This window comes from Bacillus sp. G402, from assembly GCF_051172515.1.
Taxonomy (GTDB): Bacteria; Bacillota; Bacilli; order Bacillales; family Bacillaceae; genus Bacillus; species Bacillus altitudinis.
This window is the reverse complement of the sequence record NZ_JBPIZC010000001.1, coordinates 1,215,137-1,240,722: the sequence shown is the minus strand read 5'-3', so window position 1 is coordinate 1,240,722 and position 25,586 is coordinate 1,215,137. Positions and strand designations below refer to the sequence as shown.

The window sequence follows — 25,586 nt, the reverse complement described above, 5'->3', positions numbered from 1 at the left end:
TCAGTCCTGCGCTTCGGTGCTCACGAATGTCAAATTCGCTCCGCGCCGATGCTCGTCCTTCCTAGGGCTGCAAAGGTTTTCTATCACGCTGAAAAGAAGACAAAGGGTTAAAATAAAGTTCATTTTAACCCTTTGTCAACAATCTGGGACGCTTTGAAAAAAGCGTCTGTTCCTTTATTCGTTCATGTTATGAAGAAGATGCCCATAGATTGAAAGAAACGAAGAGAAAGAGGGGATTGGCATGAACCATCTGCCAGTGGCACTTCAAACAGGAGATACAGTGGGAATCATTGCACCAGCAAGCCCGCCTGATGAGCTGAAATTAGCAAGAGGTATTTCTTTTTTAGAAAGCTTAGGGCTAAAGGTGAAAAAGGGGAAGTATATCGACTCCCGGTATGGTTATTTAGCAGGTCATGATCATGAACGAGTGGAAGATATTCATCACATGTTTCAAGATCCAGACGTGAAGGCAGTGATTTGTGCTTGCGGAGGATACGGAACAGGAAGAATTGCAGAAGCCATTGATTATGACCTCATTCGCCGGAACCCAAAAATCTTTTGGGGATACAGTGATATTACGTTTTTACATACAGCGATTCAGCAGCAGACGGGTCTTGTGACCTTTCATGGTCCAATGCTCTCCTCTGATGTGGGACTTGAGGAGGTTCATCCGTATACAAAAGATACCTTTTTACAGCTATTCACTCCGAAAGCCTTTTCGTATACGAACCACCTGTCACCTCTTCATACTTTTTATCATGGCACGGCTTCAGGCGAAATCACCGGAGGAAATCTTGCCCTTATTGTCACGACACTTGGTACACCTTTTGAAATTGATACAAAGGGGAAGCTTTTATTGATAGAAGATATTGACGAAGAACCATATAAAATCGATCGAATGATGCAGCACTTAGCATCTGCAGGAAAATTACGTGATGCGGCTGGATTTATCATTGGTGATTTTCATCAATGTGAGCCGAAAAAGAAAGAGCAGTCGTTAACGCTCGATCAGTTATGGGAGACGTATATTGTCCCGCAACAGAAACCTGCACTTGGCGGCTTTCGGATCGGTCATTCATCTCCAAACTTCGCCGTTCCAATCGGCGTGCACGCAACATTAGATGCTACAGGGAAAAAACTTCATATTTCCCCAGGTGTTGCAGCGAAAGAGGCGATCAAATGAAAATCGTAGATGTTCGCACATGCAGAACGAATGTACCGCTAAAGAAGCCTTTCAAAACAGCATTAAGAACGGTGTATGACGCCGCATCTCTTATTGTAATCATCACCTATGATCAAGGTGATGTCAGCTATGGAGAGGCAGTGCCGACATCGGTCATTACAGGTGAAACACTGGAAAGCATCGACTATGCTATTTGCGCTGTGATGAGACCGCTCTTGATTGGGGCCTCATTGTCACAATATGAACAAATCTTTTCAGCGATCGACCGTGTACTTGTAGGAAACACGAGTGCAAAGGCTGCAATAGATATGTCGATTTACGATGGTTTAGCGAAGCAGGCTGGCCTGCCGCTTTATCAATATCTTGGTGGTTATCGTGATCAGCTGGAAACGGATTACACGGTTAGTGTCAACCGTCCGCTAGAAATGGCAGAGGATGCGAAGCAATATGCAGCTGAAGGCTTTCGTACCTTAAAGATCAAAGTGGGAAAAGATGATATAGAGACGGATATTCAGCGGATCAAACGGATTCGAGAAAAAGTCGGGCCGGATATTCAAATCAGGCTTGACGCCAACCAAGGCTGGACATGGAAGGAAGCGGTTGTGGCCATTCGAAAAATGGAGGCATTCGATATTGAACTAGTCGAGCAGCCAGTGCCTAAAGAAGACATCGAGGGTCTGCGCCGGGTGACGGAAGCAACAGACACATTGATTATGGCAGATGAAAGTATTTTTAGCCTCCATGATGCCATCAAGGTGTTAGAAACGAGAAGCTGTGATCTCATTAACTTAAAATTAATGAAAACAGGCGGTATCAAAAAAGCGCTGAAAATCAATAGTTTAGCAGAAGCATACGGCGTCAAGTGCATGGTTGGCAGTATGATCGAGTCAAAACTAGGGATTACCGCAGCCGCTCATCTTGCTGCAAGCCAGCCGAATATTACCCGTTATGATTTTGATGCGCCGCTTATGCTCAAAGAGGACTTAATAGACGGAGGAATTATCTATCAAGGAAAAGATATTCTCTTTCCGCCGCATCATGGATTAGGCATTCAAGGAGTGAAAGGGGTCTTATGATGTTATATGAATCAAAGGTTCCAGTCGCAAATATATGGACAGCACCGCAGTCGCCGAGAGAAATAGATCGACACGTTCTTCAAAGTTCCGTCCAGATCAAAGAATGGATTGATGAGCAAACATATGAACAGAAATTGGCCTTATGTGAAGAAAACCTTATTCAAACCCAAGTACTGCTTGGCGAACGAGTCATTGGGCTGGAGGAAACAGATGGCTGGATGAAAGTTGTCATCCCGCAGCAGGCAAGCCGGAAACACCCGCAAGGCTATCCAGGTTATATACCTGTAGAGCAATTAAATGAAGTATCAGAGAGTGAACCACCTGCTAGTCCCTTGATTGTTTGTCAGAAAAAAGCGGTTTTATATCAAAACGGAACACCGGATATGGAGGTTAGTTTTTTAACAGAACTAGCACCTGTTGAAGAAAGGAGCGATTCCTTTGATGTTCTGACTCCAGTAGGAAGAAGAGAAATCAAAAAAGAAGATGTGCGCCGCGCTTCATCACCTTCTTCTATGAGCGGTAAGGATGCCTTAGCCATAGGAAAACAATTTATTGGACTGTCATATTTGTGGGGCGGCATGAGCAGCTATGGCTACGACTGTTCGGGTTTTGTTTACAGTATGTACAAAGCGTGTGGATGTTTATTACCGAGAGACGCAAGTGACCAAGCAGTTCAAGGAACTCCAGTCGCATCAAATCATTTGGCGCCAGGTGATCTCATGTTTTTTGCCAATGACAATGGGAAGGGAGCAGTTCGTCACGTAGGGATGTATGCTGGAGATGGCATGATGCTTCACTCGCCTAAAACGGGCAGACAGATTGAACTTCTTACTCTTTCTGGTACGTCATATGAACGGGAATGGGCAGGCACAAGGCGGTATTTGAAAGCTGAGAGGGGGAGATGTGATGGGAAGTGAACCACTTTTGCAAGTCAACAACTTAAAAAAGCATTTTCATCTATCGAAAGGAAGAACGTTAAAAGCATTAGATGGTGTCACCTTTCAGCTGAAACAAGGCGAAACCTTTGGTCTTGTTGGTGAGTCAGGCTGCGGTAAATCTACACTTGGAAAAGTGCTCATGCGGCTTTATGACCCGACAGAAGGTGAAGCTTTGTATGAAGGGAAAAGTCTCCATCACTTATCGAACCGAGAATCATTTGATTTCAATAGACAAATTCAAATGGTGTTTCAAGATCCGTATTCTTCTTTAAATCCTAGGCTCTCTGTAAAAGATATTATGCTAGAACCGATGGAGATCCACCAATTGTATGGCAGTCAAAAGAAAAGGCTCGCACGCGTGAAGGAACTGCTTGAAGCGGTGGGGCTAAGTCATGATTTTGCTACACGCTATCCTCACGAATTCAGCGGAGGACAGAGGCAAAGAATAGGGATTGCTAGAGCACTCGCCTTATCGCCAAAGTTTATCGTGGCAGATGAGCCGATTTCTGCACTAGATGTATCCGTTCAAGCTCAGGTCGTGAATTTACTGAAAAAACTGCAAAAAGAAGAAGGATTGACGTTTTTATTTATTGCCCATGATTTATCAATGGTTAAATATATTAGCGATCGAATCGGTGTCATGTACTTAGGACATCTCGTGGAGATGACGAGCAGTGATGCTTTATATAAAACACCGCTTCATCCATATACACAAGCATTGCTGTCTGCTATCCCGATTCCAGATCCTGATGTGGAAGATAAACGCAAGCGGTTTATTTTAAAGGGAGAAATTCCAAGTCCAGTGAATCCGCCAAGCGGCTGCGTATTTCGGACAAGATGTCCTGCTGCAATGGATGTGTGTGCGGACAAAAAGCCAGTATTACAAGCAGTCGAAGAAGGTCATGAAGTGGCCTGTCATTTATATGATAGGAAATAGATTGTGGGAAGAAGGGTAAAAAGCCAGCGAGTAAAAACAAGCTGGCTTTTTGGTTTTTATGAACGCCTAATAGGTAATGTACAGCATCTAAAAGAGCCGCCTGATTTAATGATTTCTGAAAAATCCACTTCAATGACGGTGTAGCCGCGTGCTGTTAATGCAGCATTTGTTTCTTGGTTGATTGGTAAGCTGATGACTTTTTTCTGACCAATGGACAACACATTTGGTCCAAGTGTGAACTGCTCTTGCTCGCTTATTTCAATGAGATCATAATGCTTTTTGAGCATATGAAGATCCTTTTCCGTAAAAGCTTCAGGGTAAATCAATATCTCATGAGAAGAAAGAATATTCATCACACAATCAAGATGCAAAATGTGAGAAGGAAGATGAATAGGAATGATGTCGTGATTCGGCAGTTCTTTTTTGAGCTGCTGGATGGCGGCTAGATTTGTTCTTTTACTGATCCCCACAAATACACGGGTTTGGTCTATAAGCACATCGCCGCCTTCAATCGTTCCATCATCCAGCGTGATGGTTATCCATCCTTTTGTCTGTGCCCATTCTTTTAAGGAATGTTCTTCCCCTTGTCTGACAGGGGCTGCCATGTTTGAAACAAATAAAGTCTGTCCAATTGTAAATCCAATATCCCGAGTGAAGACTTGTTCAGGGAAACGTTCATTTGCAGGAAGAAGGACAGGCCGGACATGATGGTTTTTCAGCGTTTGGATGAATTGCTTATGCTGCGTGAGGGCTTTGATTTGAGAAATATTTTCTCTTGCAAAATGCTTTTGGGTTTCATTGATGATCTGTTTAATTTCCATATAAATTGGACTGCATAAGAGGACTTCTTGTAAATCATCGTATTCACTCATACATTGCGGCGGTTTGTACACTTTCTCTGATTTCATAGAATCCATCAAAGGGCCTCCTTGTTTATCGATAGTTATATTATTCCTCCTTCTAGTAAATGTTGAAACATTTCCGAAAGAAAATCTCTCATGAGAGACTAAAGCAAAAAGTTTAGACAAACCTAATAGAATAGTGTTTAATAAAAGTCGTTCCGCATCAACGAAAACAGCAAGAAGGAGCTATGACGATGAGTGAAGAAAATTTCAAATACTGCAAGGAATCAAAAGTTGTGAAAACCAGCAGGGTATTCCCCCTCGATACGAATAACCACCAAACGTTATTTGGCGGGAAATTAATGAGTTATATAGATGACATTGCTTCCATCTCGGCAGCAAGACACAGCCGTAGTGAAACAGTCACCGCATCAATGGATTCAGTTGATTTTTTAGAGCCGATTGGACAGAAAGAGTCCGTCTGCTTAGAATCTTATGTGACATGGGTCGGCACATCTTCTATGGAAGTATTCGTCAAAGTCATTAAGGAAAACTTGATGTCTGGAGAGCGCAGACTCGCAGCAACTTCATTTCTTACCTTTGTCTCGCTTGATGAAAACGGGAAGCCAAAACGAGTTCCACAAGTCATGCCGGAAACAGAGGAAGAAATCATGCTTCATCAAACAGCGAAGCAGCGGGCAGAGGAAAGAAAAAGCCGCCGAAAGCATAGTAAAGCTTTGGCTGACGCACTTGGGACGGATAAGCCTTGGGCGTAAAAATCACCCTTTAAGCGGTGATTTTTTTCTGAGTCGGTATCTTGCATGGCAAGATAGTGTGTGGTAAGATCAAACTATCTTGTCATGCAAGGTACTGAAAGTGGAGGATCGATGATGACACAATCAACACAAATGCTAAAAGGAATTCTAGAGGGATGCCTACTGTCGATTATTTCTGAAGGTGAAATTTATGGCTATGAAATGACAAAGAAGCTTGCGCACTATGGGTTTGATCAAATTAGTGAAGGCAGTATTTATCCGATCTTGCTGCGCATGCAAAAAGAACAGCTGGTCAGTACGTCCACAAAAGCATCGGCGAGCGGGCCGAAAAGGAAATACTATACGCTCACACAAAGAGGCGAAGAAGCGCTGACGGATTTTACCATGCGATGGCATGAGCTGTCAGGGAATGTAGAGCGATTATTACATAAAGGGAAGTGAGAAGATGGTAACAAAAGAAACGAGACACATCTTATTAGAACTGCAACTCTATCTCATATCAAAAGGGAAAAATCAGGACGAGATCGACGAGGTGATGGATGAATTAACGACACACGCTGTCGAAGCTGAGAAAGATGGGAAAACAGGGGAAGATGTGTTTGGAGGAGATCCACGGGGCTTTGCTGACGAGCTAGCAAAAGAGCTCTCTAGAAATCATAAAGACTGGGTTCCGTTTGTCAGTGCTTTTTTAATTGGATCTCTTTTTTACATGATGTTAGCAGATGCCATCAGTCAAAGTTTATCGTATTCTTGGTATGCACTCATTGGTTATCCGCTCATCATAGTGGCCAATGTGATCATGACCATTGTGATGTTTAGGGCTTCTGCCTTTCAAACAAGCAGGAGGGCATTCTTTTACTTTTGGATATTAGGTGTTTTTCAGATGACAGCCTTGATCACAGTGAAATTATTGGACCAAAAACTTGGTACTCCTTTACTTGTGCTGACCTCGAGCCAAAGATGGGGCGTCATTCTTCTGTTGCTGCTGTGTATTGTCTTATTAAATGCCATATTAAAGGCGAATATGGTGTCGCTCATTCCGGTGATCTTCTTTGGACCGCAACTCCTATTCGAATGGCTTGGATGGACATCACCTCTCATGCTTCTTTTCACAAGTCTGGTATCCATTGTGATTTTAGTCTTGCTCACAATCGCTTTTTTACGGAAAACAAACAAGAAAAATGAACATTTAATGTAAATAGAGCACATCACTTGCGATGTGCTTTTCTTTTTCTAAAAAAATGTAGATATGGGATCACATTTTTCTTTACAATGAGAAGAGGACAAAAATGAAAAGGGGTTCTGTGATTGGATATTGTATGGGGGTATGTACTCGTTTTTATATTGGCTGCTTTACCTTTCTTTGAAGTGGTTGGTGTCGTTCCGCTGGGGATTTTAAGTGGTCTGCATCCTGTGACAACGGCAGTTATTGGATTCGTCGGCAACTTTCTTACCGTCTTGCTACTCATAGTCTTCGTGGACCGATTTAAAGCGTGGTGGCTGAAGAGGAAAGAGGAGAAACATGATGAAAAAGGAGAGAAAAAACAGCTGAAAGCCAGAAAGGTTTGGGAACGGTATGGTCTCCCTGGTTTGGCACTTATCGGTCCTTTTATCATTGGCAGTCATTTAGCGGCTTTTATGTGTATGAGCTTCGGTACGAAAAGAAAACAAGTCACTGTGTGGATGACGGTCAGTTTAATCATGTGGACCGCATTAGCTGCTAGTTTAACGGGTGCGGGGTTCCATTACTTTGCCCCAGATTCAAATGGGTTGTTCGGAGATATTTTTAGCAAGTAAGCAAGGGGGATAAAAAATGGCATATCAAACACGGATCGTGCTTGAAACAGAGCGCCTCAGACTGAGAACAATGGATGAAGACGATGCGCCTTTTTTATATGAAAAGCTGTTCCAAGATGAAGAGGTCATGAAGTATTATCCTTCACTAAAGGATGAAGAGCAGACAAAAGAGTGGATTGCTTGGAATCAAAAGAATGACCGCACGTATCATACATCCCTGTGGATCATTGAAGAAAAAGAAACGAAAGAACCACTTGGACAAAGCGGAATTGTTCTCCAAAACGTCGAAGGACAAACAGAGCTTGAAATTGGTTATATGCTAAAGAGATCGGCATGGGGAAAAGGATATGCTGTTGAGGCTGCAAAAGGCTGTCTTGCGTATGGTTTTGACGAAATGAAGGTGAGGCGAATGGTCAGCTTAATTCGCCCTGACAATGAAGCGTCAGTCAAGGTCGCAATGAAAATGGGAATGAAAAAAGAAAAAACCATTTCAAAATGGGATCAAATGATTGATGTTTACAGTGTTACTCGTGACGGAAAAAGCGGCTCGCTTGAATCATAAGGAGAGCCGCTTTTTCTTTTGTTCTAACTGAAGTAAATATTTCTTTCGTTCGATTCCCCCGCCATATCCGCCAAGTTCACCGCTTGTTTGAATGACTCGGTGACAAGGAATGATGATGGCCAACTGATTGGCACCATTTGCATTTCCAACTGCCCGAACCAAATGGGGATCGCCAAGCATGATGGCAAGATCTCGATACGATCTCGTTTCGCCTGGTGGAATCTGTAAGAGAAGATCCCATACCCTTTTTTGAAAAGGGGTGCCATGTATAGCGAGTGGCACAGTAAACTGCGTGAGTTTCTTGTCAAAATATAAGGCCAATTCCTTTGCTAATTGCTGATGGACGTTTGTTTCTCCAACTAAAATACGGGCATGATGTTTTTTTCTGATGTTCTCAATTTCTCTTTCTAATCCTCGCCTGTCCATAAATTCAAGCAAATACACATGGGTTGCATCTGAAATGCTCATCATCCGCCCAATCGGAGTAGAAATAAAATTCGCATGCAAAATATTGACTTGCGCCTTTTTGGGTGGATTTCCCATGATTTTCGTAAAGGCATCATTGAAGGCACTGGAAGACTCGTAACCGAAGGTGACTTGCTGATCTATGACTTTTTTTCCGTTCAGAATCTCTTTAAACGCTAACCCCATTCGGCGTGATCTAGCATATTGAACAAAGGTCATTCCATAGATTTCTTTAAATTTTCTCCGAGCTGTTGCAGAGTGAATCCCTAATTGGCGAAAATCTTCTTCTTTCCACCGTTTCTCAGGACTCTCTTCAACTGCTGATACAAGTGTTTTGACTTCTTCTGGAATGCTGTTAGGATATGTTAAAGGTGTGCATCGCTTACACGGCCGATACCCTGCAAGCAGCGCCTCCTCTGCTGTAAAGAAAAACTCGCAGTTCTCATATTTTGGTTTTCTAGCAGTACATGTGGCATGGCAGAAGATGCCGGTTGTTTTAATACCAGCAAAAAACGTGCCGTCATATTGCGGATTCTTATCAACAAGTGCTTGATAAAATTCGTGTTTTTGTTCGTCGGTCATCATCATTTGATCCACCTCTTGTTTTATTATATCAGTGATGTGGTCGTTCCTCTTTCTAACATTTAGTATACTTCGCTTTCATCTACTTTCTTTCGAAAAATGAACAAGTATATTTGAAGGGGAAAAGCAAAGTGGTAGACCGGCATATCAGGGTGTGATACACTTTTTCATACAGAATCGGCTTTACGCTAGATTTGCTTATCATGAATTGGTTTTCTAGGGTTCCGTGCGGGCAGCGCAGTCTGGACCGAGAGAAAACACATAGGGTCCTCTAAGAATGGGCCGTATGGACACGGAGGGATAAAAGCCCGGGAGATTTGATCAAACGATCGATTTCCGGGCTTTTTTTATTGCTTGGAATCGGTAAGAAAGGAAGAGATCGAATGAAATGGGGAAATGTTTTGATTGCAGCCGTATTTGAAGTCGGCTGGGTAATGGGGTTGAAATATGCTGGCTCTATATTGGAATGGAGTGCAACCATCGTTTGTATTGTCGTCAGCTTTTATTTACTCCTGAAAGCCACGACGGTACTTCCAGTTGGCACACTTTACGCCGTTTTCACCGGACTTGGAACAGCAGGTACGGTCATAGTAGGGATGGTCATGGGTGAGCCGGTACAGCTAGTAAAATTACTTTTGATCATGGTCCTGTTAAGCGGTGTATTAGGACTCAAATTGACCACAGGTGAAAAGAAAGGGGAGGCTGAATCGTGAGCTGGCTTTTACTCATTGGGGCAGGCATCTTAGAAATGCTTTGTGTCACCATGATGAATCAATTCCAGAAAGATCGCCATGTCAAATGGATTTTCTTCATAGCAGCTGGATTTTCGCTATCCTTTTTGATGCTGTCTCTTGCGATGAATACAATTCCGATGGGAACGGCGTATGCGATTTGGACAGGAATCGGAGCAGCTGGAGGAGCGATTGTTGGGATGCTGTTTTATGGTGAGTCGAAAGACGCAAAACGTATATTCTTTATCGCACTGATTTTATCAGCAGCGGTCGGGTTAAAAATCATTGAATAAGAAAAGGCAGGCAATCATATGCCAGCCTTTTTGCTACATCGAATGATGATTGGAATCGTTTTCATTTTTGCGGTAAAGCTGACTCACAAGCAGAAAACATACACCAAATGTAAGTAAAGGAATGAGTCTTTCTCCGGTCATAAATAGATAAATGCCCGTGATGAGACATACGATGCCGAGCCAAAAGCTCACTTTACCAAACAAAGTCATGTTTTTCATCTCCATCACTCCTTTTGTGATAAAAGGTCTATTCATATTATATCACGCCAGGTGCAGAATTGAATGAATATTCAATAAAAAACACGACGCTTAATTGCTTTTTCTCTTTCCAGTCCAGTATAATATTTCATTAGAATGAAAAACGTAAATGAGGTCATAAGACATGAGAACATTGATTACAGAGAAACTTGAATTACACAGACAAAAGCATGAGCAAAAAGGAAGGCTTTTAGTCAGCTGCCCGGATCAGCCTGGTATTGTGTCAGCTGTTTCTACTTTTTTATTTGAACATGGAGCAAACATCATTGAATCTAGTCAATACACAACAGATCATGAGAGCGGCCGGTTCTTTTTAAGAATTGAATTTGATTGGAAAGACATTTCGGCCAACTTAGATCAACTGAAAAGCAGCTTTGAGCCAATTGCGCAATCATTTCACATGACGTGGAGCATGTCGCGTGCAAGTGATCTGAAAAAGCTGGCGATCTTTGTGTCCAAAGAGCTTCATTGTTTACATGAACTTTTATGGGAATGGCAAAGCGGTAATTTAATGGCTGAAATAGCGGTTGTCATCAGCAATCATGAAACGGCAAAAGATACAGTCGAAGCACTCGGCATTCCATTCCACTTCGTGAAAGCAAATAAAGACATTCGCCAAGATGCAGAAAAACAGCAACTTGCATTATTAGAAGAGTATGATATTGATGCGGTTGTGCTTGCGAGATACATGCAAATTTTAACGCCAGCCTTTATTGAACAGCATCCGAACAAAATCATCAATATTCATCATTCCTTCCTGCCAGCGTTTATCGGTGCAAACCCATACAAGCGGGCATATGAGCGAGGGGTTAAACTGATTGGTGCGACTTCTCATTATGTCACCAATGATTTAGACGAAGGGCCAATCATTGAACAGGATATTGAGCGGGTAGATCATAGAGATGATGCAGAGGCATTAAAAAATATTGGCCGCACGATTGAGCGCAGTGTGCTTGCCCGAGCTGTCAAATGGCATCTGGAAGATCGAATCATTGTCCATGAGAATAAAACGATTGTGTTTAATTGACCGCTTGACTTTTCTGAAGCAATTGGTGATAATATAAAAAAATTAACGAGCGTTGAGAAGGAATAGTAAGCAGGACCTGCTGTGTAAAGAGAGCAAATGACACGCTGAAACATTTGCCACAGACAGCTGCTGAACCTACCCTTTGAGCCTTAGAGGAAAAATCTAAGCGCATGCCTGGCGTTACAGGAGTTGAGTGGAATAAGCAAACGTATGCTTATTCAATGAAGGTGGTACCACGGAAAATCCCTTTTTCGTCCTTTACATAAGGAGAAAAAGGGATTTTTTATGTGGTGAAAGGTATAGCGGAGGGAATCAATGATGAAAAAGCAAAGGATCGTCATAAAAATTGGTAGCAGTTCATTAACAGAGCAAAAGGGAGCGATTGATGAACAAAAAATGCAGGATCATGTCAAAGCCATTGCAAAGCTAAAAGAGGCAGGACATGAAATCATTCTCATTTCGTCAGGTGCCGTTGCGGCGGGATTTGGCAGTTTAGGATATCCGTCAAGACCTGTGACCTTAAAAGGGAAGCAGGCTGCTGCTGCTGTTGGTCAAGGCTTGTTAATGCAGAAATATACAGAACTATTTTCACAGTTTCAGATGACGCCTGCACAAATGCTTTTAACACGTAATGACTTTTCAGATCGTACAAGATATCGAAATGCTTACGCAACGATGATGGAACTGCTCGAAAGAAAAATTTTACCGATCATTAATGAAAATGATTCTGTGTCCATCGAGGAGCTTACCTTTGGTGATAATGACATGTTATCAGCACTGGTCAGTGGCTTAATTCATGCAGACCAATTGATCATTTTAACAGATATCAACGGAATTTATGATGCCAATCCAAGTGAGAATCCTGATGCGAAGCGGTTTGATGTGCTGACTCACATCTCAGATGAATTGTTCTCATATGCGAAGAGTACGGGTTCAAAGGTTGGAACAGGCGGGATGAAATCTAAGCTTTCAGCTGCACAAACAGCTCTCTCCCTTGGCGTTAAAGTCTTCATTGGCACAGGTACAGGGGAAGACAAGCTTCTTCACATTCTCGCTGGTCAAGGGGACGGCACATATATTGGTGAACAAGACTTATCATCAGTCAATAACCGTCGCCAATGGATTCAATTCCACTCACCAGTCTCTGGAAAGATCATGATTGATGCGGGAGCAGAGGCGGCGATTTTGCATAATGGAAGGAGTCTTCTTCCAGCTGGTGTCATTGATGTAGCTGGTGAATTTTCTAAAGGAGAGGTCGTCGAAGTTGTTGGTCCAAATGGTTTAGTCGGTAAAGGACAAACATTGTATGATTCAGATGAGCTTCTTGGCATTAAAGGGATGCGAAGTCATGAGCTTTCTCATGAAAAACCTGAAGTCATTCACCGAGATCACTGGGTTCAGCACGTACAAAACTGAGGAGGGAAAACGATGAATGAAGTTCTAGAAAAAGCAAAAAAGGCAAGCGCAGCCAAAGATCAGCTGCTATTAAAAACAACTGAACAAAAGAATGCTGCATTAGACGCTATTGCAAAAGCATTAAAAGCATCTTCAGCGTATTTAATTGCCGAGAACCATAAGGATGTTCAGGCGGCTATAGACAAAGAGTTCACGCCATCTGTGATCGACAGAATTACATTAACAGAAGAGAGAATTGAAGCGATTGCAGACGCTACGCATCAACTCATTCAGCTCAAAGACCCAATTGGTGAAACATTAGAAACCATTCAAAAAGAAAACGGGCTTTTCATTGAAAAAGTACGTGTGCCTCTTGGAACGGTTGGGATGATTTACGAAGCAAGACCAAACGTGACAGTCGATGCGGCCACTCTTTGCTTGAAAACTGGAAATGCTGTGATTCTTCGAGGAAGTTCATCGGCCATTCATAGTAATAAAGCGATTGTGAAAGTCATTCATGAAGCGTTGCAACCAACGGATATTCCAGTAGACAGTGTACAATTGATTGAAGATACAGGCCGTGAGACGGCTAAAACCCTGTTCACTTTAAATGACTATCTAGATGTCCTGATTCCACGCGGAGGGAAACATTTAATTGATCTTGTTGTGAGAGAGTCTACTGTTCCAGTACTTGAGACGGGTGCAGGGAATTGTCATATTTACATTGATGAAACAGCCCAAAAAGAAATGGCTGAACAAATTGTTCTGAATGCGAAAACACAAAGACCATCTGTTTGTAATGCCATTGAGAGCATTGTCATTCATGAAACATGGGCAAAAGAACATGGCGCTTCGCTCTTTGAAGCACTTCAGACACATGGTGTAGAGATACGGGGCGATGAAGCAGTATGTGCAATTGCACCGAGTGCCACATTAGCGACGACCACTGATTTTGAAACGGAATTTTTAGCGCCGATTGTCAGTATTAAAACCGTCAAGACCATGGAAGAGGCGATACAGCATATTCAAATGTATAGCTCTAAGCATTCTGAAGCGATCATTACGGAAAACGACCAGCATGCGGCACTTTTCTTAACAGCCGTTGATGCTGCCGCTGTGTATCATAATGCATCTACCCGGTTTACAGATGGCTTTGAATTTGGCTACGGAGCGGAAATCGGCATTAGCACACAAAAATTGCATGCTAGAGGACCAATGGGTCTGCCAGCCCTAACCTCTGAAAAATTTGTCATTCGTGGGCAAGGACAAATAAGAGAATAACCGATTCAAAAAGAGAGTCTTATCGCACAAGGCTCTCTTTTTCCTTTCATTTTTGTATTTCTCCGGTCAAGTATGATAAAATATGGTAATGTTTTATATTTTGAGAAGATTGGAGAAGGCAACGTATGGCGAAAATCATTCCCTCTTCGGATATTGGAGTGAAAATCAACAAGTGGTATGAATTAATCCGCAGATTTGATTCAGAACAAGCAGAACAGTTAAAGCAGGAAATTCGCACCTCTCTTGATTCAATGGAAGAAGATCAGAATTTGCTTCTCTATTTTTCTTTAATGGAATTCAGGCATGAGGTCATGCTCGATTATTTAAAGCCATTAAAGGAAGGAAAGCTTCGCGCCAACTTTTCCGAGCTTTCGAAAGAAATAGATGAGCATCAAACGCATGTCACAGGCATGCTTGAATATTACTATCATTTCTTCAGAGGCATGTATGAGTTCGGCCGGAGAGAGTACATTGCTGCCATATCGTCCTATCAAAAGGCAGAGCACAAGCTTTCTTTTGTATCCGACGATATTGAACGTGCAGAATTTCATTTTAAAATGTCAGAAATATATTATCACATGAAACAAACACATATTTCGATGCACCATGCCAAACTAGCGCTGGATGTCTATATTCAGCACGAACTATATGCGCTTCGTACCATTCAGTGTGAATTTATTGTAGCCGGTAATTATGATGATATGAGAAGGCATGAAAAGGCATTGCCACATCTCGAAAGAGCACTTGCAAGATCAAGAGACTTTCAGAATGTGCGTTTTATTGCTTCTTCTTTGTTTAATATGGGCAACAGCTATTACAGAATGGGAGACTTGAACCGCGCACTCGACTTAATGAAAGAATCCATCTCATTATTTGATCAAAACCAATCTGATCATCTTCGTCGATCGATAGACCCTCTTTATACAGCCGCTCAGATCTTATACAAACAAGGTAAAAACAATGAAGCAATATATTACAGAGAAGAATGTATGAAACGAGCAGAAGCTCTGCAGGATGACATTCATATTCAGAAGACCATTTTTTTAGAAGCATTGTACTTACGACAAGATGCAGAGCATATTAAACGAATTTTCCATTTTTTAGAATCTTCCTATGCATATCCAGATATAGAAGAGCTGGCTTTAGACACCGCAAAGTATTATAATGAAATGGAGGATTATGAAAAATCTTCCATGTTCTATGGGGAAGCGGAACATGCTCGTATCTATATTCAGAGAGGGGATTGTTTATATGAATTTTAAAAAATGGGCAGTCGTCTGTACAAGCATCACGATCTTGGCATTATGGATCACATCACCTAATGCCGACCCCGATAACAGAAACCATACGCTAGAAAAACCGAATCCGCAGCATATCACGATCTAAAAAGCCCTTTTTAAAGGGCTTTTTTTATTGACCGCTTCAATCATCGTAGGTTGCACATTCATAAAAATAAAAAATGGAGGAAAGATGAAAGTGAGTGTTTTTCATTGACTCTTGAATTTAGATTGTGTACAATTCAATTGTAGAAAATATTAATAGAGCGAAAGAGGGTTATATTCATGTCAGAAGTTTTATTTACTGCAACGGTATCAGCTGTAGGAGGAAGAGAAGGTAAGGTTGTGTCAACAGATGGCGTACTAGAGCATGATGTAGCAATGCCAGGAACGCCAAGAGCGAAAAAGCTTGAGAAAGCAACGAATCCAGAGCAATTATTCGCAGCGGGCTATTCTGCATGTTTTGATTCAGCTCTTCAAATGGTCGCAAGACAAGAGCGTATCCGTTTTGAAAGTGAAGTAACGGCACATGTAAGCTTAATCAAAGACAGTTCAGACGGCGGTTTCAAACTAGGTGTCAAATTAGAAGTAAAAGGAACTGGAATTGAGCAATCTGCACTTGATGAACTTGTTCATAAAGCACACGGCGTTTGCCCATACTCAAAAGCAACGCAAGGAAACATTGAAGTAGAATTAGTAGCTGTCGCTCAATAATAGACATCAAAAAAAGGCTGAGGGAATATTCCCTCAGCCTTTTGATTGTGTTAATTTTTGCAAAAGCTCATGTAAAGAAGCGCGAAGTGTTTTCAGCTCTTCTTCTGATCTGCCTGTTCCAGACAGCATTTGAAATGGAATCGAAGTGGCCTTCTCTTGTAAAGCTTCTCCGTATTCTGTTAAACGAATTTGGACCGAACGCTCATCCTCTTTCGAACGTTCACGGATGATGAGTCCATTTTGTTCCATTCGTTTTAGCATAGGTGTGAGTGTACCGGAGTCTAAATATAAAAGCTCTCCCATTGTTTTCACATTTAATGTCCCATGCTCCCATAACAAAAGCAGTGCCAAATATTGCGGGTATGTGATATTTAACTCTTCTAATAATGGTTTATACTGCTTTGTCATTTCTCTTGAACTTGCATATAACAAGAAACAAAGCTGATTTTCCAGCTTCATATGTTCAAATTCATTTGTCATATCTGTCACCAACTATTTTTTGTCATACTTATCATTGTATAAGATTTTCTTCCTTTTTAAAATAAATACAGACTAAAAATGAAAAATTCTTCAATGTGCCATAAATGTTTGAGCAACGAATAGAACGTGAAAGGTATAAGTAGAAGAAGGAGGAGATCAAGATGAAACCATTATTTACTGCAAAAGTAAAAGCACAGCACGGAAGAGCAGGACACGTTCGTTCTGATGATGGTGTGCTTGACCACAACATTGTGATGCCAAACGCAAAGAAAGATGGAGAAACTGGTACGAATCCTGAACAATTATTTGCAGCGGGTTATGCGGCCTGCTTCGGAGGGGCGCTTGAACAAGTCGCCAAGAAGCAAGGTGTCGAAATTGAATCAGAAGTAGAAGGACATGTCAGTCTATTAAAAGATGAAAGTGATGGCGGTTTTAAACTTGGTGTGAAGCTGATTGTTTCCGCTAAAGGGCTTGACCATGACAAAGCGAAAGAGCTTGTTGAGGCTGCACATGAATTCTGTCCATATTCAAAAGCAACAAGAGGAAACATCGAAGTAGAGCTTGAAGTGGCGGAATCATGAAAAGAAAAAAGGGCTAAAATTTAGCCCTTTCTCACTGACACCTGCTCCACAGCAGGTGTCTTTTTTTAATATTCTTTCTTTTTGTCGTATGTGTCCCATGCTTCAAATGGAGCAAGGGTTTTTTGAAGGTTCAGCTGGTAAAATGGAATGTTTCTTGATTCGTATTCTTTATTGATTTCTTCATAAATAAAGGAGTCATCAAAACCAGAAGTCGCTGCATCCTTGTGTCCAGCAGCAAAATATACGGCCTTTGGTCTAGCCCAATAGATAGCACCAAGACACATTGGACAAGGCTCACAGCTTGTATACAAAATACAGTCTTCTAATTGATATGTATGTAGTGTTTGGCACGCCTTTCGAATAGCTGTCACTTCTGCATGTGCAGTTGGATCATTACTCGTTGTGACATTGTTGCTTCCCTCTGCAATAATCTGACCGTCTTTGACAATGACCGCTCCAAAAGGGCCGCCTGTGCCACTATTTACTCCTTCTACTGCAAGATCAATTGCGCGTTGTAAAAAAGCTTCGTGATTCATTGTCTTCCTCCCTTTGTTCGACTGACTTCTCTAGTATAAACGAATCATGATAGAAAAGGAATCATTGTAGGAGGAGATCGAACAGGACAATTTACACATAAAAAACCCCTGCCAAATGTTCAGCAGGGGAAGAGTGAGTCCATTATGCGTGCTGCGCTAGCTTTTTACGAGCGACTTCAGCAGCTGTCACCATGTTTTTCAAAGCAGCAATGGTTTCAGGTTCTTGTCTTGTTTTCAGTCCACAGTCAGGGTTGACCCAGAAGCGATCTGTCGGACAGACGTTCAGTGCATCATCAATGATTTTACTCATTTCTTCAACAGCTGGAACGCGCGGGCTGTGGATGTCATATACCCCAAGTCCAAGGCCTTTCAAATACGGGTGTTTTTCTAAATAATCGAGGAACCCGCCATGACTGCGTGAATGTTCAATCGTAATCACGTCTGCATCAAGGTCTTCAATCGTATCAACAATATCCTCGAAGTTGCTGTAGCACATATGTGTATGAATTTGCGTTTCATTTTGAACAGACGATGTCGATAGACGGAATGACTCTGCTGCCCAGTTTAAGTATGCTGCCCAATCACTCTCTTTTAAAGGAAGACCTTCTCTTAGCGCAGGTTCATCCACTTGAATCACTTGAATACCCGCTGCTTCTAACGCTTCTACCTCTTTGCGTAAAGCAAAAGCGATTTGGAAGGCAATGTCTTTACGAGAGATATCTGTTCTTGGGAAAGACCAGTTTAAGATCGTGACAGGCCCTGTCAGCATTCCTTTGACTTTTTTCTCCGTTAAGCTTTGAGCGTAAACCGTCTCTTTCACTGTCATTGGCTCTGTAAATTCTACATCTCCATAAATGATCGGCGGCTTCACGCAGCGTGATCCATAAGATTGAACCCAAGCGAATTTTGTAAAGGCAAATCCAGCGAGTTTTTCACCGAAGTATTCAACCATGTCTGTACGTTCAAATTCTCCATGAACGAGTACATCTAGGCCAATCTCTTCTTGAATATCAATCCATCTTTTTGTTTCTTTTTTAATAAATTCATCATACTCTGCATCTGTCCACTCATTTTTGCGCCATTTTTGACGAGCACTGCGCACCTCAGCTGACTGAGGGAAGCTTCCGATTGTTGTGGTTGGAAGAAGCGGCAGTTCAAGAGATTCATTTTGAATGCGTAGTCGTTCTTCAAAAGCAACTGGACGTTTAAAATCTTTTGATGAAAGGCTGTTGCGCTCTGCTGTCAGGTCCGCATTCGTTCCTTTCGCGAATTCTTTTAACGTCAGAAGTGCTTCATTTGCTGCATGGATGTCTGCATCAATGGCAGCTGCTCCTTTTGATAAGCCTTCTTTTAATAGCGTTAATTCAGCCAGCTTTTCAGTGGCATAAGAAAGTCCGTTTAATAGTTTTTCTTCAAGCTGTTCGCTCGGATGTTTTGCAACTGGTACATGTAGCAGGCTGCTTGAAGGCTGTAGCCATACTTCTTTCGGCTGCACGTCAGCAATCACTTCAGAAATAAACGATAATCTTTCTCCTAGATCTGATCTCCAAATATTTCTGCCGTCGATGATACCGGCTGCTAAAATTTTATCTTTTGGGAAGCCGTGTTTTTTCAATTGTTCAAGGTTTCGTCCTTGATCATGGACAAAATCAAGACCGATGGCTTCAACAGGATACGTGACAAGCTCTTCATAGGCATCTACTGAGTCAAAGTATGTTTGAAGGAGAACGTTTAAGGCAGGTACAGCTTCTTTAATCGTTTGATAGATGGCTTTTACTGCTTTCACGTCTTCACTTGAAGCTGTGACTAAAGCAGGCTCATCAATTTGAACCCATTTTACACCGGCTTCTTCAAGCTCTTTTAACAACTGAGTATAAAGCGGCACTAGGCGTTGCTGAATCTCTTTCACTTCATTGGCTTCATAGCCTTTAGAAAGAGAAACAAATGTATAAAGACCAAGAACGACAGGTTTTGTTTCAACACCAAACGCTTTTTTCACCTTTTCGTATGCTTCAAGTGGTTTGTTATGTGTGAGTTTGAATTCTGTGCTTTTTTCGTATTCTGGAACGATGTAGTGATAGTTTGTATTAAACCATTTTGTCATTTCACTTGAGACAGCATCTTTTGTTCCTCTTGCCATCGCAAAGTATGTATCTAGCGGGTCTTTCAAGCTGCGGAAGCGCTCTGGAATCCAATTGAACATAACGGCAGTATCCAGCACGTGATCATAGAAGGTAAAGTCTCCAGAAGGAACAACGTCAATTTGTTGATCAATTTGAGTTTTAATAGCGGCTAAAAATTGTTCATCGAGTGTGCTTAAGAGGGTTTCTCGGTCAGTTTGACCTTTCCAATAAGACTCAAGTGCTTTTTTCCATTCTCTGTTTAAACCAATTCGCGGGAAACCTAGATTACTTGTTTTAACAATTGTCAATTCCAATTCCTCCTCTAAATATAAAAAGACACTCACACTCATGGTCAAGATTGATGAGGGCAAATGTCTGGTTTAAAAAGACAAAATGTGTGTGCGAAAGAAGGCGTAAGTATCAATGACGAACGCTTTTCCGACATCTCCTATCAACCGTAGGGGGTTTGATGTGATAGAGCGGCTGGTATCCTGGCTCGCGAATCTGCAAGCTTTTCATCCTTCCCATCCTCACGACAGTGGATTATTAACGAAAAGCTCTCCTCACTTACAGTGGCGGGACCGCGCCGGATTTTCACCGGTCTTCCCAATTAAAATTCGATGTGTGATCGAATTACCGACTCTCAAACTATGAATTTATTGTGTTCGATTATATAACGTTCACTTCATTTCGTCAAAGTAAATTTTGAATAATTTTAATTAAAAAAATCCTGAGAAAATTCTATCTTTTCTCAGGACCTAACATGTACCTATAGAGACAAAAGTTCTGCTTCCAATGTTTTCTCAAGAAGCACATCTGGTGCAGTTAAATATAAAAACCCGTTTCCTACAAGGGTTTTCGATTGTTTTAGCGGAAGGGTTCTCCGTACGAGCTGAGCATATACCTCAGGTTCTGTCAGCTTACGCTGGAACGCTTCTTCTTCGGCATTTTTAATAATGGCGAGTGCACCGCTCACATGAGGGGCAGCCATGGAAGTGCCTGTTAGTCTTCCGTATTTATGGTTAGGGAGAGTGGATAAAATGTCTTCACCTGGAGCGACGAGGTCGATTTCTTTATTCGCATTGGAGAATTCAGAGGATTCTCTTGCAAGAGAGACAGAGCCGACGGCAATGACCTCGTTGTATGCAGCTGGGTAGGAGAACTCTTCAGTACGCTCGTCTCCGTCACCTTCATTTCCTGCTGCGCAGACAACAAGCACACCACTGCTTACCGCATGTTGGATGGCTTTTTGCAGTTCTGGTTCATTGCTTGGCCCACCGAGAGACATGGAAATGATATCAACCTTCTGCTCAACCGCATAGTTAATGCCATTGATAATCCATTCGTATTTCCCACTGCCATTTTTCCCTCCAAGAACTTTCACGATCAACAGCTTGGCTTCAGGCGCAACACCTAAAATGCCACCATTTTGATCTGTTGCTGCAATCGTTCCTGATACATGGGTACCATGCCCGTTGTAGTCTTTTACATTCTCAGCATCTCCATTGTCATCATCGGTAAAGTTTTTTCCTCCGATAATCTGATCTTTTAAATCGGGATGCTCCGTGTCGCAACCTGTATCAAGGACAGCAATGGTTATGCCTTTTCCTTTGAAGCCACTTGACCAAAGTTCGGGTGCTTTAATCTCCTGAATACTTTCCGGCGTCTCTTTCGCTTCCATCACATTGGCTTTTACTTCATACGGAATTAAGCGAATTTCACCTTTCATAAGAAAGCCCTCCTTATTTTGTTTTCAAAGTAGATTCAGGTTGCGTAATGTTATTGTATAAAACAAATGTTTGATCGGAAAGGGTCAATTGTAATAATTTTTCAAATAATCAAATAATTATTTATTGTGCAGTTCTCCTCATATCTTGCCGAAAGAAGTCACCTTTTGAAGAAAACTCTTAGTATCATATGAAAAAGAATGAAATGCTGCATAGTGAGCTTGCACCTGTACAGATAAAAATGGGTGAAAAGAACTAAAAAAGGCAGATCGAAAAAACAATCATATAAAGAGATAGAGGATGACAGAAAAGAAAAAGGTACATGCCATGTGCAGATCATTGTTTTTTCATTATAATGATCGAAAGAATATAGAATGTAAAAAGTATTTGACATTTTTTAAGCGGATGATATGATTGAAATGTAAAAAGTATTTGACATTTTGATTGGGAGGGGACTAACCGTTGGATGTTGTCAAAGTTGTGTATTCAGTCATCTTATTAGTGGTTGGACTGTTCATTTTTATCGCGCCTATGATTCTAAAGGGTGATGAAAGAAAGAGATTTATCTACTCAAAAGCGCAATCGTATGCATTTATGGTGGTCATTGGTATGCTTTTATTAGAAGTCGCACAGGCCATATTTTTAACGACCCAAGGGAACAATTCTGATAAGGGGTTTGGGATTTCTCCCATCATGTTCCTAACTGTGATTTCGGTCATTTATTTAGTTACATTACTCATATACAGAAAAAAATATGGTGATTAAATTGCAAAATCATATAAGAGAACTAAGGAAATCCATTAAATTATCCCAACAAGAACTTGCTAAACGGTGTAAGGTCTCGAGACAAACCATCAATGCCATTGAAAACGATAAGTACGACCCTACTTTACAATTAGCCTTTGACATCGCCTCTGTTTTGAATACGACTGTAGATGAGCTTTTTGTCAGTCAACCTAAAAAGAAGTAAGGGACCAGCCTCAGAAAAGAGGCTTTTTTTGTTGATTTGTGTAATGTGAAAGGATCAGCTGAAAATAAAAATCAACCATATTACATAACAATTCCTCATTCATGAAAAATAAGATATGAAGATTGTGACTGTTCCAATGGAGAAAGGCAACATATAATAATGGAAAGACAAGCTTGCCTTTTAGATAGGAGAGATAGAGATGAACAAAGGGAAGATACTCGTGGTCGAAGATGAAAAGAAAATTGCAAGAGTGCTGTCATTAGAACTTGAATATGAAGGATATGAGGTCACAGTCCAAGATACAGGGATGAAAGGGCTCCAGGCGCTCGAGGAGGAGAGTTTTGATTTAGTGCTTCTAGATGTCATGCTTCCAGAATTAAGCGGACTTGAAGTGCTTAGAAGGGTTCGAAAGACAAATACGGCAACACCGATCATTTTGATTACCGCAAGAGGAAGTGTTCCCGATAAGGTCAGCGGTCTTGATCTTGGGGCAAACGATTATATTACAAAACCCTTTGACATAGAAGAATTATTAGCGCGAATTCGTGCACAGCTGAGGTTCAATCACAATGCGCAAGAGGAAAAGGACATTGAGCTAAGTATTGCAGATTTAACGGTGAATGAGAAAACAAGAGAAATTCAAAGAGGCGGTCAGACGCTTGAGCTGACACCGAGAGAATATGACCTGCTTGTTCATTTATTGAAACATCAGCAGCAAGTACTCACAAGAGATCAGCTTTTAACAGCTGTCTGGGGTTTTGATTATTTTGGTGACACGAACGTGGTTGATGTCTATATTCGCTATTTAAGGAAAAAAATCGATTACCCGTTTGAAAAACAATTGATTCACACAGTGAGAGGTGTGGGTTATGTGATGAAAGGATAAAGCATGAGATTAAAAAATAAGATCCAGCTTTATACATCGTTGTCCTTGTTTTTAATGGTGCTACTGTTTCATACAGCGATTTATTTTATTTTTTCAATGACCTTGACGCAAAAAGATATGTCCAGACTGTCGGAAGTAGCTGAAAATATTGCGATTGCACTAAAGAAGTCAGAAGAAGAGGGCCTTCCATCTTCAGAGCTTCTGAAAGCGTATCTGCCTCAAAATGGTATGATCCGTGTCGTCACAGAGAAAGGTGAATCAAAGCTGACCGTCACGAAGGAATCTACGTTCAGCTCACTTCCTTTTACATACGAATCTGGTCAGACAGCAGAAATTCAAGAATACAATAAGCAGATGATTGCGTTTGCGGCTATCCCTGTCATTTGGACAAATGGGGACATTGTGTCGCTGCAAGTATATGAAGAAATTGAAAATACAGAAGAGAACTTGGCGTTATTAAAAATGATTTTAATCACTACTGGCGTTTTGTTTATTGTGCTTTCTTATTTTGCAGGCCACATTTTAACGAAACAAATTGTCCGCCCAATTAGTCGAATGACCAATACGATGAAAGCAAGTATGAGAGAAAAGGCATTTAAACGAATTGAATTAACAGGCGATTCAAAGGATGAACTGTATCAAATGGGTCAAACCTTTAATGAAATGGCGGAAATTCTCGAGAAACATTATGAGAAAGAGCAGCAATTTTTACACGATGCTTCTCATGAATTGAAAACACCCATTACCGTCATCATGAGCTACAGCAATTTACTAAAACGCTGGGGGCAAAGCCGGCCAGAGGTCGTAGAAGAATCCTCTCAAGCCATTCATGATGAGGCAAAAAAAATGAAAAGGCTGACAGATCAACTACTCACACTGGCGAAAAATGGGCAGCCGCTTTACTTGGACATGAAGCCGGTTGATCTTGGTCAATTGTGTAGCCAAGTCGGCCATACACTTGAAGTGGCAACCAATCGAACCATCCTTACTCATATACAAACAGATCAGCCTGTGATTGCTGAAGGGGACGAAGAGAAGATCAAACAGCTTTTGACCATCTTGATTGATAATGCGGTTAAATATAGTGCAGAGCCAGTTGATGTGAACTGCGGACGAGCAGGAGAGAAACCGTTTATTTCGGTTGTTGACAAAGGAATTGGCATAAAAGAAGAGGATCTGCCGAAAATCTTTGACCGCTTTTTCCGTGTGGATGAAGCGAGAAACAGTGAGACGGGCGGGACTGGACTTGGTCTGTCAATTGCGAAGCAAATTGCTGAAGAGCATGGGGCTGAGCTAAAGGTAGACAGCCGTATCGGTGAAGGAACCGTGATGACCATTCTTTTTCAGAAATAAGTAGGTCTTTTCTCATCAATTTCTCATTTCCTCCTTATAAAATAGGAAATAGGAAGGAGGCGCTGCATGTCTAAAAAAATGAAAATGCTGCTTACGCTCGCAGGATGTCTTTTCATTCTTGTGGCCTTTGCAATGCTCATGATTCAAACCATTGACCAAAAAATATTAAGCGAAGCAGACATTAAAAAGATCATCGCAAAAGACTACAATGGAAACATCACAAATATTGATCTGATCAATCATAAACAAGACTATACATTGACGCTTGAAAATTCAAATGGCATCTATCAAATCATTGCATCTTCCTCAAGCGGTCAAATGAAAGAGATGAAACAGTTAAAGAGCTATCAAAAACCAAATGAGAAAAATGCCGAACTTCAAGCAGAAGAAGCGGCAGTGAAAAAAGTGAAGGGTACTGTGATTCAAAAGAAAGAAAAATCGGATCGCTTTATCTTTACGATTCAATCAAAAAAAGAACTGTATCAAGTGGATGTTGAGAAAGATACGTTCAAGGTGATTGAAGCAGAAAAGAAAAAGCCAACCTCTAAAGAAAAGAAGCTGACAAAAATAACGGTAGAAGAAGCCATTCAGATTGCCGTAAAAGAAGTGGGCGGCACAGTGGATGATGCAGATCTTGAAACTTTTAGCGGAATGCTCGTGTTTGAGGTAGAGCTCGATTTGCCGGATGGGAGAGAGGCAGAGGTATTAGTGAATGCCTATACAGGAGATATTGAAGGCATTACGTACGAAAACTAATCATTTTCTCATGATTTTCTCATCTTCCTTTCCTTCCTTT

General features: G+C 41.4%; 30 protein-coding genes, 2 riboswitches and 1 other annotated feature. Of the genes, 23 read left to right on the top strand and 7 right to left on the bottom strand.

Going from position 1 to position 25,586, the window contains the following annotated elements:
• Positions 1–241 precede the first annotated feature (241 nt).
• From ACSBQP_RS06515 to ACSBQP_RS06500, 4 genes are read left to right on the top strand one after another with little or no spacing between them, the layout of a single operon-like run.
• On the top strand, positions 242–1,183 hold the full coding sequence (locus ACSBQP_RS06515) for a S66 peptidase family protein (protein ID WP_435028272.1): 942 nt from the start codon (positions 242–244) through the stop codon (positions 1,181–1,183).
• Positions 1,180–2,259 (top strand): dipeptide epimerase, encoded by a 1,080-nt coding sequence (locus ACSBQP_RS06510; RefSeq protein ID WP_435028271.1) that lies wholly within the window; start codon positions 1,180–1,182, stop codon positions 2,257–2,259. Before ACSBQP_RS06515 ends, ACSBQP_RS06510 begins: the two co-directional genes overlap by 4 nt.
• A complete protein-coding gene (locus ACSBQP_RS06505; RefSeq protein WP_435028270.1) occupies positions 2,259–3,176 on the top strand; it encodes an NlpC/P60 family protein in 918 nt (305 codons plus the stop codon). The genes ACSBQP_RS06510 and ACSBQP_RS06505 overlap by 1 nt, the downstream gene beginning before the upstream one ends.
• Positions 3,166–4,134 (top strand): ABC transporter ATP-binding protein, encoded by a 969-nt coding sequence (locus ACSBQP_RS06500; RefSeq protein ID WP_017367088.1) that lies wholly within the window; start codon positions 3,166–3,168, stop codon positions 4,132–4,134. The genes ACSBQP_RS06505 and ACSBQP_RS06500 overlap by 11 nt, the downstream gene beginning before the upstream one ends.
• 56 nt (positions 4,135–4,190) lie before the next feature.
• Here ACSBQP_RS06500 and ACSBQP_RS06495 read toward each other — a convergent pair whose 3' ends face one another.
• Complete coding sequence (locus ACSBQP_RS06495; protein ID WP_435028269.1) at positions 4,191–5,051, bottom strand: dimethylarginine dimethylaminohydrolase family protein; 861 nt, start codon at positions 5,049–5,051, stop codon at positions 4,191–4,193.
• Positions 5,052–5,230: 179 nt separating this feature from the next.
• Between ACSBQP_RS06495 and ACSBQP_RS06490 the strand changes: the two genes are divergently transcribed.
• The 5 genes from ACSBQP_RS06490 to ACSBQP_RS06470 all read left to right on the top strand — a co-directional run bounded on the left by ACSBQP_RS06490 (position 5,231) and on the right by ACSBQP_RS06470 (position 8,111).
• Entirely contained in the window at positions 5,231–5,752 is a 522-nt protein-coding gene (locus tag ACSBQP_RS06490) for an acyl-CoA thioesterase (protein ID WP_008346212.1), read from the top strand.
• A 114-nt stretch (positions 5,753–5,866) separates the two neighbouring features.
• Positions 5,867–6,193 (top strand): PadR family transcriptional regulator, encoded by a 327-nt coding sequence (locus tag ACSBQP_RS06485; protein WP_113747297.1) that lies wholly within the window; start codon positions 5,867–5,869, stop codon positions 6,191–6,193.
• Positions 6,194–6,197: 4 nt separating this feature from the next.
• A complete protein-coding gene (locus ACSBQP_RS06480) occupies positions 6,198–6,950 on the top strand; it encodes an HAAS domain-containing protein (RefSeq protein WP_017359130.1) in 753 nt (250 codons plus the stop codon).
• Between the two features lie 110 nt (positions 6,951–7,060).
• Complete coding sequence (locus ACSBQP_RS06475; protein ID WP_007498817.1) at positions 7,061–7,549, top strand: small multi-drug export protein; 489 nt, start codon at positions 7,061–7,063, stop codon at positions 7,547–7,549.
• Positions 7,550–7,565: 16 nt separating this feature from the next.
• Positions 7,566–8,111 (top strand): GNAT family N-acetyltransferase, encoded by a 546-nt coding sequence (locus ACSBQP_RS06470; RefSeq protein WP_035392303.1) that lies wholly within the window; start codon positions 7,566–7,568, stop codon positions 8,109–8,111.
• On the opposite strand, the gene ACSBQP_RS06465 is transcribed toward ACSBQP_RS06470, so the two are convergent.
• A complete protein-coding gene (locus tag ACSBQP_RS06465) occupies positions 8,106–9,164 on the bottom strand; it encodes a bifunctional transcriptional activator/DNA repair enzyme AdaA (RefSeq protein ID WP_435028268.1) in 1,059 nt (352 codons plus the stop codon). The genes ACSBQP_RS06470 and ACSBQP_RS06465 overlap by 6 nt on opposite strands.
• Positions 9,165–9,363: 199 nt before the next feature.
• Positions 9,364–9,475, top strand: a riboswitch (guanidine-I (ykkC/yxkD leader).
• Positions 9,476–9,541: 66 nt separating this feature from the next.
• Between ACSBQP_RS06465 and ACSBQP_RS06460 the strand changes: the two genes are divergently transcribed.
• Entirely contained in the window at positions 9,542–9,871 is a 330-nt protein-coding gene (locus tag ACSBQP_RS06460; RefSeq protein WP_024719620.1) for a DMT family transporter, read from the top strand.
• On the top strand, positions 9,868–10,182 hold the full coding sequence (locus tag ACSBQP_RS06455) for a DMT family transporter (protein ID WP_017367096.1): 315 nt from the start codon (positions 9,868–9,870) through the stop codon (positions 10,180–10,182). The genes ACSBQP_RS06460 and ACSBQP_RS06455 overlap by 4 nt, the downstream gene beginning before the upstream one ends.
• 33 nt (positions 10,183–10,215) lie before the next feature.
• Here ACSBQP_RS06455 and ACSBQP_RS06450 read toward each other — a convergent pair whose 3' ends face one another.
• On the bottom strand, positions 10,216–10,401 hold the full coding sequence (locus ACSBQP_RS06450) for a hypothetical protein (protein WP_017359125.1): 186 nt from the start codon (positions 10,399–10,401) through the stop codon (positions 10,216–10,218).
• Between the two features lie 163 nt (positions 10,402–10,564).
• Between ACSBQP_RS06450 and purU the strand changes: the two genes are divergently transcribed.
• The 6 genes from purU (at position 10,565) to ACSBQP_RS06420 (ending at position 16,134) form a co-directional block, all read left to right on the top strand.
• Entirely contained in the window at positions 10,565–11,467 is a 903-nt protein-coding gene (gene purU / locus ACSBQP_RS06445) for a formyltetrahydrofolate deformylase (RefSeq protein WP_007498809.1), read from the top strand.
• Positions 11,468–11,510: 43 nt separating this feature from the next.
• Positions 11,511–11,729 (top strand) — a binding site (T-box leader).
• Positions 11,730–11,785: 56 nt separating this feature from the next.
• Complete coding sequence (gene proB / locus ACSBQP_RS06440; RefSeq protein ID WP_035392650.1) at positions 11,786–12,883, top strand: glutamate 5-kinase; 1,098 nt, start codon at positions 11,786–11,788, stop codon at positions 12,881–12,883.
• A 12-nt stretch (positions 12,884–12,895) separates the two neighbouring features.
• Positions 12,896–14,143, top strand: coding sequence for a glutamate-5-semialdehyde dehydrogenase (locus tag ACSBQP_RS06435; RefSeq protein WP_035392298.1), 1,248 nt, complete (start codon positions 12,896–12,898; stop codon positions 14,141–14,143).
• 125 nt (positions 14,144–14,268) lie between these two features.
• Complete coding sequence (locus ACSBQP_RS06430; protein ID WP_435028267.1) at positions 14,269–15,405, top strand: tetratricopeptide repeat protein; 1,137 nt, start codon at positions 14,269–14,271, stop codon at positions 15,403–15,405.
• Entirely contained in the window at positions 15,395–15,529 is a 135-nt protein-coding gene (locus tag ACSBQP_RS06425; RefSeq protein ID WP_008346190.1) for a hypothetical protein, read from the top strand. The genes ACSBQP_RS06430 and ACSBQP_RS06425 overlap by 11 nt, the downstream gene beginning before the upstream one ends.
• 176 nt (positions 15,530–15,705) lie before the next feature.
• On the top strand, positions 15,706–16,134 hold the full coding sequence (locus ACSBQP_RS06420; RefSeq protein ID WP_007498801.1) for an organic hydroperoxide resistance protein: 429 nt from the start codon (positions 15,706–15,708) through the stop codon (positions 16,132–16,134).
• A 33-nt stretch (positions 16,135–16,167) separates the two neighbouring features.
• On the opposite strand, the gene ACSBQP_RS06415 is transcribed toward ACSBQP_RS06420, so the two are convergent.
• Positions 16,168–16,614: a MarR family winged helix-turn-helix transcriptional regulator gene (locus tag ACSBQP_RS06415; protein WP_008346188.1), complete on the bottom strand. Its 447-nt coding sequence runs from the start codon at positions 16,612–16,614 to the stop codon at positions 16,168–16,170.
• Positions 16,615–16,775: 161 nt separating this feature from the next.
• Between ACSBQP_RS06415 and ACSBQP_RS06410 the strand changes: the two genes are divergently transcribed.
• Complete coding sequence (locus tag ACSBQP_RS06410) at positions 16,776–17,195, top strand: organic hydroperoxide resistance protein (protein WP_008346186.1); 420 nt, start codon at positions 16,776–16,778, stop codon at positions 17,193–17,195.
• A gap of 65 nt (positions 17,196–17,260) precedes the next feature.
• On the opposite strand, the gene ACSBQP_RS06405 is transcribed toward ACSBQP_RS06410, so the two are convergent.
• From ACSBQP_RS06405 to ACSBQP_RS06395, 3 genes are all read right to left on the bottom strand, one after another.
• Positions 17,261–17,731 (bottom strand): nucleoside deaminase, encoded by a 471-nt coding sequence (locus ACSBQP_RS06405; protein WP_435028266.1) that lies wholly within the window; start codon positions 17,729–17,731, stop codon positions 17,261–17,263.
• A gap of 142 nt (positions 17,732–17,873) precedes the next feature.
• Entirely contained in the window at positions 17,874–20,162 is a 2,289-nt protein-coding gene (metE, locus tag ACSBQP_RS06400) for a 5-methyltetrahydropteroyltriglutamate--homocysteine S-methyltransferase (protein ID WP_224559806.1), read from the bottom strand.
• 156 nt (positions 20,163–20,318) lie between these two features.
• Positions 20,319–20,511: riboswitch (cobalamin riboswitch) on the bottom strand.
• 112 nt (positions 20,512–20,623) lie between these two features.
• Complete coding sequence (locus ACSBQP_RS06395; RefSeq protein WP_007498796.1) at positions 20,624–21,583, bottom strand: S8 family peptidase; 960 nt, start codon at positions 21,581–21,583, stop codon at positions 20,624–20,626.
• Positions 21,584–22,043: 460 nt separating this feature from the next.
• Between ACSBQP_RS06395 and ACSBQP_RS06390 the strand changes: the two genes are divergently transcribed.
• From ACSBQP_RS06390 to ACSBQP_RS06370, 5 genes are all read left to right on the top strand, one after another.
• On the top strand, positions 22,044–22,346 hold the full coding sequence (locus ACSBQP_RS06390; RefSeq protein ID WP_216099290.1) for a hypothetical protein: 303 nt from the start codon (positions 22,044–22,046) through the stop codon (positions 22,344–22,346).
• Positions 22,336–22,551 carry a helix-turn-helix transcriptional regulator gene (locus ACSBQP_RS06385; RefSeq protein ID WP_254505804.1) on the top strand — a complete coding sequence of 72 codons (216 nt, stop codon included), beginning with the start codon at positions 22,336–22,338 and terminating at the stop codon, positions 22,549–22,551. The genes ACSBQP_RS06390 and ACSBQP_RS06385 overlap by 11 nt, the downstream gene beginning before the upstream one ends.
• Positions 22,552–22,750: 199 nt before the next feature.
• The gene (locus tag ACSBQP_RS06380) at positions 22,751–23,437 is read left to right on the top strand and encodes a response regulator transcription factor (RefSeq protein WP_007498794.1); all 687 of its coding nucleotides are present in this window, start codon (positions 22,751–22,753) and stop codon (positions 23,435–23,437) included.
• A gap of 3 nt (positions 23,438–23,440) precedes the next feature.
• Complete coding sequence (locus tag ACSBQP_RS06375; RefSeq protein WP_065460249.1) at positions 23,441–24,790, top strand: sensor histidine kinase; 1,350 nt, start codon at positions 23,441–23,443, stop codon at positions 24,788–24,790.
• A gap of 66 nt (positions 24,791–24,856) precedes the next feature.
• Positions 24,857–25,546: a PepSY domain-containing protein gene (locus ACSBQP_RS06370; protein ID WP_241511869.1), complete on the top strand. Its 690-nt coding sequence runs from the start codon at positions 24,857–24,859 to the stop codon at positions 25,544–25,546.
• The last annotated feature ends 40 nt before the right edge of the window (positions 25,547–25,586 follow it).